Genomic DNA, 11,181 nt, shown 5'->3' on the forward strand with positions numbered 1-11,181 from the left:
TATCGTAAATAGCTGAAGTTTTTGGCTGCAAAATAAAGTATATTTTTGTTTTTCTATGGGCAGCAGCATCTTTTTATTATCTTTTTATTATATGAAAAAACGCCTTTTACAGGCGATTAATCTTAGAATAAACTCTTAAAAATTATTTGATTGTACGGATACGCATGGTATTTGTACGGCCTGAACCAACCGGTACACCAGCAACAATAACGATATTATCACCTGACTCTACTAGACCAGAAGCCAGTGCAGCTCTCTCAGCTACTTCAAACATATCATCTGTTGAATCTGGTTTATCCATAAGCATTGGGATAACACCCCAGTTGATCATAAGTCCACGCTCGACTTTTTCGTCAAAGGTGATTGCCAAAATGTCGGCCTCTGGACGATATTTAGAAATCAAACGTGCAGTAGCACCTGACTCAGTCAAAGCAACAATAAGTTTCACTTCCATTGATTCTGCAGCATTTTTAACTGCTGAAGCAACAACCTCTGTTACTGAATCTTTATCACAGTTTTCTGGGTGAAGGCGTCCGTATTCTTTCAACAATGTTTGAGCATTTTTGTTAACTGTAGCCATTGTACGAACTGATTCACGTGGATATTTACCATTAGCAGATTCACCTGAAAGCATCGTTGCATCTGTACCGTCAATAACTGCGTTAAAGACGTCAGAGATTTCAGAACGTGTAGCACGTGGTTTTTCAGTCATAGATTCAAGCATGTTTGTCGCTGTAACAACGACTTTACCTGCTTGGTTCACTTTACGGATGATTTCTTTTTGGAACACAGGAACCATTTCGAATGGTACTTCAATACCCATATCACCACGAGCAATCATGATACCATCAGCTGCATCTATGATTTCATCAAGGTTATCAATACCTTGCTGATTTTCAATCTTAGCCAAAAGTTGAACGTGTGTATTTCCAGTTTCTTCAAGGATGGCACGTACTTCGTTAACGTCTTTAGCAGTACGCACAAAGGAAATAGCGATAAAGTTCAAACCGTTTGGTTGTGAAAGACCAAAACGAATATCGTCATTATCACGTTCTGCAAGTGCTGGGAACGGAATTGTAGTGTTAGGGATATTCACACCTTTTTGTTTACCAATCGCACCATCATTTTGTGCTACAACATCAAATTCACGTGCTTCAACGTCTTTAGCAGCTACTGTAAGTCCCAATTTTCCATCGTCGATAAGGATTGTTTGACCTACCTCAACATCGTCAAAGATGTCGAGTCCGCCAGCAACATTCAAAGCAATATTATCACGTGTTGATTTCAAACCTTGTTTTGTAGAAACACGGAATTTATCACCAGTAACATATTTGTATTCATCTGCACCATCTTCGAATACTTCAGTACGCATTTCAGGCCCTTTTGTATCAAGCAGGAATCCAACTTTACGACCAGCAATTTCTTCTGCACGAAGCACAGTTGCCATACGTGCTGCTTGTTCAGCGTGGTCACCGTGTGAGAAGTTGAAACGGAAAACATCCGCACCTTCATTGATTAAATCCGCAATTGTTTGTGCTGATGTTTCAACATCAAGCTCTTCTGCCCAGTATCCTTTTTCTCCGAATTTTTTACCGCCACGAGTTTCTACCGCAGGTCCAAGTGTTGAGACAATTTTTACACGTTTGTTCATTTTGAGTCATTCTCCTATTTTATAAATATACTCCTTACCTAGTAAAATGTGAGTACCTTATGGTTTAGATAACCCGAAAATATCTAGATAAGATGATAAATAATAACTTAATTAAATTTGATGTCAAGGTTGTTTAAATCAGCGTTTAAACGATAGAGCTCCAATCCAGCTTTATGTGGATTGTTAACAACGATTTTACCTTCTTCTGTCAGACTGAAAAGTGCACCTTCTTCTGCAGTACCAAGGATTGGACTTTCGACAAGTTTTTCATTACGAATGCCGACAGCAACCCCACCGATGCCGTCACGAAGTAGTTCAACCGCACGCGCACCCATACGTGATGCGAGGACGCGATCTCGCGGTGTGGGTGAACCACCACGTTGAATGTGACCAAGCACAGAGACACGAAGATCAGAGTCATCGCCAGCAGCTTTGAGTTTCATGGCAAATTCTTCACCCGACATAACGCCTTCGGCAACAACGATGATATGGTGATTTTTTCCTTTTGCATAACCTGACTTGATGTTACGAACAATGCTTTCAAATTTGAATTCTTTTTCAGGGATTGCAATATCATCAGCCCCTGCCGCTATACCAGACCAAAGGGCGATATCTCCAGCATTACGCCCCATAACTTCAACGACAAAAGTACGGTGATGAGATGATGACGTATCACGAATTTTGTCAATGGCATCGACAACTGTTGACACAGCCGTATCAAACCCAATAGTAAAGTCTGTACCCACGATGTCGTTATCAATAGTACCAGGAAGTCCTACTGCAGGAAAGCCATGTTCAGTTAAACGCATAGCACCATGATAAGAACCGTCACCACCAATAACAACGACACCTTCAATGCCATGTTTCTTGAGTTGTTCAATACCCGCAAGCTGCCCTTCAAGTTGAGCAAACTCTGGGAAACGCGCTGAATACAAGAAAGTACCACCACGTCCAACTTTATCACCAACACTTGCTGATGTCAGTGGGAAAATATCGCCTGCTACCATCCCTGCATAGCCGTGGTTGATACCGTAAACTTCGATATCTTCAGAAATCGCTTTACGAACAACAGCACGAATGGCTGCGTTCATACCTGGTGCATCACCACCAGAAGTCAAAACTGCAATGCGTTTCATTAAAGTTTTTTCCTCCATCATATCTGATACTTAATTTGCAAAAGCAAATTTAAAGTTCAATTTTTGTTTCATGTTTATTATATCACGATATGAAAAAAAAATCTCTTTAAAACGCTATGATAGCGTTTTTATTTACACTTTCCTAAATGTAATGGTTTTCAATTCACAAAAAACACCTACTGTTCAAAAGTCTATTTTCTAGACCATTGAGTAGAAAAAAGTTGCCCTTATGGACAACTTTTTCTTCTGTAATATTAAGCTTGATAACGTTTCACACCATCAAGGTAAGTTGCAACAAGTTCAAGATGTTCATCAAGAACGATAAAGTCTGCATCCAAGCCTTCTTTGATTTGACCACATAGGTTATCAATTTTTACAGACTTCGCAGCGTTTAAGGAAGCCATTTTAATCGCTTCAGCTGGTGTCGCAATTTGCCAGTCTGCAACATTTTTTACTGCATCTTTGAGAAGCAGGATGGAGCCTGCAAGATTACCGCCTTCTTTCAAACGTGCAGCCCCATCTTTAACAATAACTGGAAACTCACCAAGGTAGTATTCTCCATCACTCAGCCCTGCTGCACGCATTGAATCAGTAATCAGTACGACATGATCCGTGCCTTTTTCACGCATCAAAATTTGACAAGCTTCTGGACGCACATGGAAACCATCGCAAATAAGTTCTGCATAGGTATTGGATAAGTTGAATACCGCACCAACCATACCCGGCTCACGATGATTGAGCCCTCGCATACCATTAAAGGCATGAACCCACATCGTTGCACCAGCTTGGACTGCTGCCACTGCATCAGCGTAAGTTGCATTGGAGTGACCAAGTGCGACAGTGAAACCATGTCCCACTGCCTCTTTAACAAATGCAGTGGAGCCTTCACGTTCTGGTGCAATGCCAATCTTAATCGGAAGTCCTTTTGCTGCTGCATCATATTGTGCAAGTTCGTCATATGAAGGATCACGCATATATTTAGGATTTTGGGCGCCCTTAAATTCCTCGGTAAAGTATGGGCCTTCAAAGAAAAGACCACGAATTTTAGCACCTACTGCCTTGTCGGCATTTGACCCGATTTCCTCTGCAATTTCCAACAATTCTTCATGACTAGCAGTTACAGCAGTTGGGAAAAAGCTTGTAACACCTGCAGCAAGCAGGCCCTCGCTCATAGTTTTGATGATGCCCTCAATCTTACGATCATTAGTATCTGCTCCCCCAAAACCATGAATATGTGTATCCACCAGTCCTGGAGCAATGACTTGTCCTGAACAATCTAAAATTTCTGCCCCTGCTGGCGCCTCCGCTGTCCATTGTCCAAATTTACCATTATTGATTGATAAGAAACCGCCTGTCTTCACTTCATAAGGATAGAAAAATTTGTCTGCTTTAATATAATAGGTCATAACTTGCTCCTCCGCTGCCCTGTATTCACCAATATTCTAACATTCAACAATAAAAAAGTCAAGAATTGGTATATATCAATACTCGACTTTTTTATTGTTCTTTATTTAGATAATTCTAGCAGTTTTTGCTTAATCTCATCTTCCATCTTGATTAGCTCTTGCTCAGACTGCTGACGTTTTTGGCGTCCGTCAGACTGTATACGCATTGTTTCTTGAATCGTGTCAATGAGATTTTGCTGTGTTACTTTCAACGTTTCAACATCAATAAGACCACGTTCATTTTCTTCTGCTGCTTCGATAGTTGAAGACTTAAGCATTTCAGAGTTCTTGCGAAGAAGATCATTTGTTGTTTCAGAGACGATACGTTGACTAGCCAAAGCATCCTTTTGCTTCAGCAAAGTCAAGGCAATAGCAACCTGATTTTTCCAAAGTGGAATAGCAGTATTGATTGACGTTTGAATTTTCTCCGCAAGCTCTTGATTCGTATTTTGAATCAAGCGGATTTGCGGTGCTTGTTGAATCGTCAATTGGCGAGCTAAGCGTAAATCATGTGCACGCTTATCCAATCGATTTTTATAAGCTTCAAGATCACTGACCTTTTGAACGGCGAGAGCACCATCATCACCTGTTCCCTGCGCTTCTCGTCGTGCTGCTGGAAGAATCTCCTGTTCAAGCTCTTCAATTTTGAGTTCAGCACCAGCAATGTACACATTAAGTGCCTTAAAGTAATTTAGGTTTTCATCATAAAGCTTGTCAAGCATTTCATTGTCTTGCAACAAACCCTGTTGCTCATTATTTAGCTTTGCTGAAATTTTGTCAATGCCGGCACCGATTTTTTGATATTTTTGCGTTACTTCAAAAATTGACTTTTTAACCTTGCCAAACATTCTCTGGAAAACACTTTTATTTTCAGCGACAAGTTCATTTGGATTAGCTTGCTGTAAATTATACATTAAGTCAGTCAAAGAACCACCGACTTCCCCCAAATCTTGTGCTTGAACTTTGTCTAAAACACTTTGTGAAAAAGCCGAAATTTTATCTTGAGCATTTGCACCATAAGCAATTACTGACTGTGAGCTGTTCTCATCCAACTGCTTTGCTAGCTCTCTAGCCTTGGCTAGTTCCTCTGGGCTCAATGCATCTATTGCACGTAGAGAGGCTCTTTGGTGCATATCTACCAACTCTGTCTTTTGACTTTCCGACAGAGCCTCTGCTTCTTTTACAACCTTATCATCATTAATTAATTCATCTAAAATAGGGTTTTCCATTGTTACTCCTTAATCAAACTTTACTTCATGTTTAATGACATTCACATCATCCATCAAAATATCATGGTAATTTTTGGAAATATTGGCTGATAATGTCTTAATCAAAAGCAATGTTTCATCCATATCACGCTTTATTTCTTGAGATTTTACAGATTGTTTTTGCATCTCAATATACTTCTCGGTTAATTTTACCATATTTGGCAAGTCTTTATAGAGAAATTCATTCTGTTTCGTTAACTGTGTAGGATTCTGAACAATATATTTGAACAGGAGTTTACTTGCTTCAATACCACCTGTTACTGAATCAACGACTTCTAACTCATCACTTCTCTTAGTGTTTGCTTCCCATTTTTCAATATTCTCTTTGGCATCAGCTAAAGTATCGCGAAAGATTTCGATGTCACTTTCAGAAAGTCCTGCTTCTTGGTAGCGTTGGATATTTTCTTTACGTGCTGGCTTTTTCGGTGGCTTATCCTTTTTTATGCTTTTCCTTCTTAGCAAGCTTATAAGCCAAAGTGCTACTAGTAGAACTAGAATTGCCCATATAAACCCAGACATTCCATTCATCATAATCCCTGTCATATGCATTTTTAGCCTCCGTTCTTGTTTCCTGTTATAACAAGCTTTCTTTTCTTATTTCATCAGCCAAATGGCTATACTTTAATTTTATCATATTCTGAGAAAAACTTTTCAGACTTTCGTATGATTTCAAACAAAGGATAAGCTTAGTTTGAGAAATTTTAATCAAGTACATGCCCTTTTTTACCGGGCTAATATGTGATGAGTTCTAATTCTGCTTTTAAAAGGCTTTCATGTCTTCAGTGAATTTTAATACATATTGTGGTAAAATGAGAGTGTCTTGGGCTATGAGTAGCCACGATAAACTAGTAAAGGAAAAAGTATGAATCCACAAAAAATTGCCGTGCTTGGTCCTGGATCATGGGGAACTGCTCTTTCACAAGTTCTTAATGACAATGGGCATGAAGTTCGTATTTGGGGAAATAATGTTGACCAAATTACTGAAATTAATGAAAAGCATACCAACGAACGTTACTTCAAGGGAATCACTTTGAATCAGAATATTTCAGCCTACACAGACCTTGAGGCTGCCCTGTCCGATGTTGATGCTCTTCTCTTTGTTGTTCCAACAAAAGTAACCCGTTTGGTTGCTCAGCAAGTCGCCCAAGTCCTCAAACATAAAGTGACAGTCATGCATGCCTCTAAAGGGCTCGAACAAGGAACTCACAAACGTATTTCTTCAATACTTGAAGAAGAAATTCCAGAAGAATACCGAAGTGAGATTGTTGTGGTTTCTGGTCCGTCACATGCCGAAGAAACAATTCGACGTGACATTACTTTAATCTCCGCGGCTTCAAACAATTTAACAGCGGCTAAGTATGCGCAAGAGATTTTTTCTAATGATTATTTCCGACTTTACACCAACACTGATGTTATTGGTGTAGAAACTGCTGGTGCTCTGAAAAATATTATTGCTGTTGGTGCTGGTGCTTTGCATGGTCTTGGTTTTGGTGATAATGCTAAAGCAGCAATCATCACACGAGGTTTAGCCGAGATTACACGTCTAGGAGTCGCTATGGGAGCTCAACCACTCACTTACAGCGGTTTATCTGGTGTAGGCGACTTGATTGTGACTGGAACTTCAATTCATTCGCGAAACTGGCGTGCTGGTGATGCACTTGGGCGCGGTGAAAAGCTTCCGGACATTGAAAAAAATATGGGAATGGTGATTGAAGGGGTATCAACAACCAAGGCTGCCTACGAGCTTGCTCAGAGCATGAACATTGATATGCCAATCACAGAAACAATTTACAAAGTTCTTTATGAAAATTTGGACGCACGTGAAGGTATCTTAGATATTATGAGACGTGAAACACGGGCTGAAAACGAATTCAGCATTTAAACTAAAAAGGAGAAACTTTTTCAAAATGACTAAAACTGTTCAAAAACAAAAAGTAAGAAAAGCAATTATTCCTGCAGCAGGGCTTGGGACACGCTTTCTTCCAGCAACAAAGGCTCTTGCCAAAGAAATGTTGCCTATTGTTGATAAGCCAACAATTCAATTTATTGTTGAAGAGGCTCTAAAATCTGGTATTGAAGATATTCTTATCGTTACCGGAAAAGCAAAGCGCCCCATTGAAGACCATTTTGATTCGAATATCGAATTGGAGCAAAATCTTAAAGAAAAAGGTAAAACTGAACTTCTAAAACTCGTGGAAGAAACAACTGACATCAATCTCCATTTCATCCGTCAAAGTCATCCTATGGGACTGGGACATGCGGTTCTTCAAGCAAAAGCATTTGTTGGTGATGAACCTTTTGTGGTTATGCTTGGTGATGACCTTATGAATATCATGGGAGACGGGACACCTTTAACAAAAGAATTGATTGCAGATTATGAAAAAACTCATGCTTCTACAATTGCGGTCATGAAAGTTCCACACGAGGATGTAGATAAATATGGTGTAATCGCTCCTGAAGGTGAAGTTTCTAAAGGTCTCTATAATGTAGCAGAATTTGTTGAAAAACCAGCTATTGAAGATGCTCCCTCTGATCTTGCTATCATCGGTCGTTACCTTTTAACTCCGGAGATTTTCCAAATTTTAGAAAAGCAGAAACCTGGTGCAGGAAATGAAATCCAATTGACCGATGCCATTGAAACTTTAAACAAAACCCAGAGGGTCTTTGCGCATGAGTTTACAGGTAAACGTTATGATGTTGGAGACAAGTTTGGCTTTGTCGAAACTACCATAGAGTATGGGCTCAATCATCCACAAATCAAGAATGAATTGCAAGATTATATCATCGCAAAAGCTAAAGAACTTTCAAAAGCTGAAGCAAAAACTGAAAAATGATGTAAAGCTGTCCGAGAAATAGGACAGCTTTTTATAACCTTTTATCTGGCTGAACAAAACTATTCCAAACTTCTTATTTTGTCTAATTTATGCTATCATGGAGAGGATGAAATTTTTCAAAGAAACCAAGATTAAAACTCTGGATATTGTCATTATTCTTGCCTTACTGGCCGCTTCATTTTCTGTTTTCTTCCTTATACCCAGTAAGGCAACTGGAGCAGAAGCTCAGTTGCGCATTCAAGGAAAAGTAATTCGAACCTTTGATTTAAACAAGAACCAGACCTGGACCTATCACTCTGCTGATGGAGATTATAATGAAATCCAAGTAAAGGACGGAGCCATTGCTGTCATTAAGGCCTCTTGTCCTGACCAAATAGATGTACAACGTGGTTTTATTGCAAAAGTTGGTGAAACGATTGTTTGCTTGCCCCATCACTTGGTCATCGAAGTTGTCAGTGGACAGCAAGATTCGGGAGTAGACTATAACGGATGAATGTAAAAGAAAATATCTATGTGGCTCTACTCACCTCGGCCGCTGTTGTCATGGGAATTTTTGAGAGCTGGATCCCCTCTTTTTTCGCTTTTGCTCCTGGAGCAAAGGTTGGTTTGGCCAACCTAGTTATGATTATTGCAATATTTACCCTAAACTGGCGTAAAGTTTGGACAATGCAAATTTTGCGGTTACTGATTACAGCATTATTCACTGGTTTTTCTGTTTTTATCTACTCTACCGCTGGAGCAATTTTAAGTCTCTTAGCGATGTACCTTATGAAACAGTTAGGTCCTCGTCGAGTTTCTCTCATTGGCATTTCTGTTGTCGGTGGTTTCTTTCACAATCTAGGACAACTCGCCATTGCCTCACTTTTAGCAGGAACAAGTACCGTGCTCCTCTATCTCCCTTGGTTATCTTTTTTTGGGATTCTCGCAGGATTTGCTATTGGTGTCGGAGGGAATCAACTTATTCAGCGGGTAGAACCAATTCAGTTATTATTTATCAAAGAAAGTAAAAAATGGACGTAAAAAATACAATTTGGTCAGAATATCCAAAATTAAGAGCCTCATTAATTAAAGTTCAAAAGTTAATGAAGCAACAAGTTGGCATCAAAAATGAAGACATTAAGTCGGCTATTTTTGATCTCTTTGATGCGGGCGGGAAAATGCTGCGCCCTGCTTACTTATTGATGTTTGCTGATTTTACAACTATGGATAATAAACATAAAATTGCCTTGGCTGCCAGTGTCGAAATGCTACATACTGCCACACTTATCCATGATGATATTGTAGATCAAGCAGACACACGGCGTGGTGTAGAGACCTTATCTAAAAAGTACAATCCGTCTATTGCTGTTTATGCTGGTGACTATCTATTTGTTGCTGTTTTCAAACTTTTGGCAAAACATTCCTTTAATCTGCCCAATTTGACAAAAAATATCGGTTCCATTGAAAGATTGCTGGGTGGTGAACTGGGACAATTGAATAAACATTTTGATTTTGAGCAAACAATGGATGATTATATTCAAAATATTTCTGGAAAAACTGGCGAACTTTTTGCCATGTCATCATCAATCGCTCCTCTCATTATGAAACAGGTCCACTTATCCGAACTCGCGTATAATATCGGCATGGATATTGGTATTGCCTTTCAAATTATGGATGATTATCTCGATTATGCTAGTAATAGCGAGACTCTAGGCAAACCTGTACACGAAGACATTAAACAGGGAATCTTTTCTGCCCCTGTTCTCTTTGCCTTAGAAATAGACCACGAATATGTTAAGGCTTTAGTTCAGAATGAACAATTTGATGAAGTTTACACCTTTATTCAAGAATCTGGAGCACTTACTAAAACCAAGGATTTGGCTAAAGACTATACAAACAAAGCACTCAGACTAATCAATAAACTGCCTGAGGGGGAAACCCGCAATAATCTCAGTAGTATCACAAGAAAACTTTTGGAACGGAACTTATAATGAACCCTGAAGAATTTTACGCACAACTTGAAACTTTTGATATTTTCTTAAGTGAAAAGCAAAAAGGACAGTTTGAACGCTATTTTGAGCTTCTCGTTGAATGGAATGAGAAAATTAACCTCACAGCAATTACGGAGAAAAAAGAAGTTTTCCTCAAGCATTTTTATGATTCTGTAGCTCCAATTCTCTACAAGCTCATTCAGAATGAACCGCAAAAAATCCTTGATATTGGAGCTGGAGCTGGTTTCCCAAGTTTGCCAATGAAGATTATTTTTCCCGAATTACAAGTTACAATTATTGATTCCCTAAACAAGAGAATTAACTTCTTGTTACTTCTGACTAATGAGCTGGGTTTAGAACATATTACACTACTTCACGGTCGCGCTGAGGACTTTGGACAAAATCTCAACTACCGTGGACAGTTTGATATCGTGACAGCACGCGCAGTTGCTCGACTTAACGTGCTTTCTGAGCTTACTCTTCCCTTCCTTACGAAAAACGGACGCTTATTGTCGCTTAAAGCTGCTAAGTTTGACGAAGAACTTAACGATGCTAAAAACGCTATTGCTGTTTTAGGCAGTAAATTCATTGAGCAAATAGATTACCAACTTCCCAACGGTGATGAGCGCCATATTGCTATCATTGAAAAGAAAAAAGAAACACCCAAAAAGTACCCACGTAGAGCAGGTACTCCAAATAAAAAACCACTTTAATAAACTGTATTGATATAAATACTGAAAGAATAAAAACGGTTCTGTATAATCTGTGGTGGTAGATTAAAATCTACTGCCCTTTTTTTATACAAGAAAAGCCATAGTAATTCGCTAAAATGTAGTTACCACACAAACACTTTAGTTAAGGATTCCTATGACTCATT

Annotated in this window: 11 protein-coding genes; 6 read left to right on the plus strand and 5 right to left on the minus strand. The window is 39.2% G+C overall.

Going from position 1 to position 11,181, the window contains the following annotated elements:
- Positions 1-142: 142 nt before the first annotated feature.
- The 5 genes from pyk to ACGHCK_RS09730 all read right to left on the minus strand — a co-directional run bounded on the left by pyk (position 143) and on the right by ACGHCK_RS09730 (position 6,049).
- On the minus strand, positions 143-1,651 hold the full coding sequence (gene pyk, locus ACGHCK_RS09710; RefSeq protein WP_202230981.1) for a pyruvate kinase: 1,509 nt from the start codon (positions 1,649-1,651) through the stop codon (positions 143-145).
- Positions 1,652-1,758: 107 nt separating this feature from the next.
- Positions 1,759-2,787: a 6-phosphofructokinase gene (gene pfkA, locus ACGHCK_RS09715; RefSeq protein WP_202230980.1), complete on the minus strand. Its 1,029-nt coding sequence runs from the start codon at positions 2,785-2,787 to the stop codon at positions 1,759-1,761.
- A 254-nt stretch (positions 2,788-3,041) separates the two neighbouring features.
- Positions 3,042-4,193: an N-acetylglucosamine-6-phosphate deacetylase gene (gene nagA, locus ACGHCK_RS09720; RefSeq protein WP_251422243.1), complete on the minus strand. Its 1,152-nt coding sequence runs from the start codon at positions 4,191-4,193 to the stop codon at positions 3,042-3,044.
- A gap of 101 nt (positions 4,194-4,294) precedes the next feature.
- A complete protein-coding gene (locus tag ACGHCK_RS09725; protein ID WP_202230978.1) occupies positions 4,295-5,461 on the minus strand; it encodes a toxic anion resistance protein in 1,167 nt (388 codons plus the stop codon).
- A gap of 9 nt (positions 5,462-5,470) precedes the next feature.
- On the minus strand, positions 5,471-6,049 hold the full coding sequence (locus ACGHCK_RS09730; protein ID WP_338147170.1) for a 5-bromo-4-chloroindolyl phosphate hydrolysis family protein: 579 nt from the start codon (positions 6,047-6,049) through the stop codon (positions 5,471-5,473).
- A 313-nt stretch (positions 6,050-6,362) separates the two neighbouring features.
- On the opposite strand from ACGHCK_RS09730, the gene ACGHCK_RS09735 reads away from it, so the two are divergent.
- The 6 genes from ACGHCK_RS09735 to rsmG all read left to right on the plus strand — a co-directional run bounded on the left by ACGHCK_RS09735 (position 6,363) and on the right by rsmG (position 11,017).
- A complete protein-coding gene (locus ACGHCK_RS09735) occupies positions 6,363-7,382 on the plus strand; it encodes an NAD(P)H-dependent glycerol-3-phosphate dehydrogenase (RefSeq protein ID WP_202230976.1) in 1,020 nt (339 codons plus the stop codon).
- Positions 7,383-7,407: 25 nt separating this feature from the next.
- Positions 7,408-8,334: a UTP--glucose-1-phosphate uridylyltransferase GalU gene (gene galU, locus ACGHCK_RS09740; protein ID WP_271328271.1), complete on the plus strand. Its 927-nt coding sequence runs from the start codon at positions 7,408-7,410 to the stop codon at positions 8,332-8,334.
- Between the two features lie 97 nt (positions 8,335-8,431).
- A complete protein-coding gene (locus tag ACGHCK_RS09745) occupies positions 8,432-8,827 on the plus strand; it encodes a NusG domain II-containing protein (protein ID WP_251422234.1) in 396 nt (131 codons plus the stop codon).
- Positions 8,824-9,354 carry a Gx transporter family protein gene (locus ACGHCK_RS09750; RefSeq protein ID WP_251422232.1) on the plus strand — a complete coding sequence of 177 codons (531 nt, stop codon included), beginning with the start codon at positions 8,824-8,826 and terminating at the stop codon, positions 9,352-9,354. Before ACGHCK_RS09745 ends, ACGHCK_RS09750 begins: the two co-directional genes overlap by 4 nt.
- A complete protein-coding gene (locus ACGHCK_RS09755) occupies positions 9,345-10,304 on the plus strand; it encodes a polyprenyl synthetase family protein (RefSeq protein ID WP_251422229.1) in 960 nt (319 codons plus the stop codon). The genes ACGHCK_RS09750 and ACGHCK_RS09755 overlap by 10 nt, the downstream gene beginning before the upstream one ends.
- Positions 10,304-11,017, plus strand: coding sequence for a 16S rRNA (guanine(527)-N(7))-methyltransferase RsmG (gene rsmG / locus ACGHCK_RS09760; protein ID WP_251422226.1), 714 nt, complete (start codon positions 10,304-10,306; stop codon positions 11,015-11,017). Before ACGHCK_RS09755 ends, rsmG begins: the two co-directional genes overlap by 1 nt.
- Positions 11,018-11,181: the final 164 nt, after the last annotated feature.

Origin of the sequence: Lactococcus muris (assembly GCF_042849115.1) — a bacterium.
Taxonomy (GTDB): domain Bacteria; phylum Bacillota; class Bacilli; order Lactobacillales; family Streptococcaceae; genus Lactococcus; species Lactococcus muris.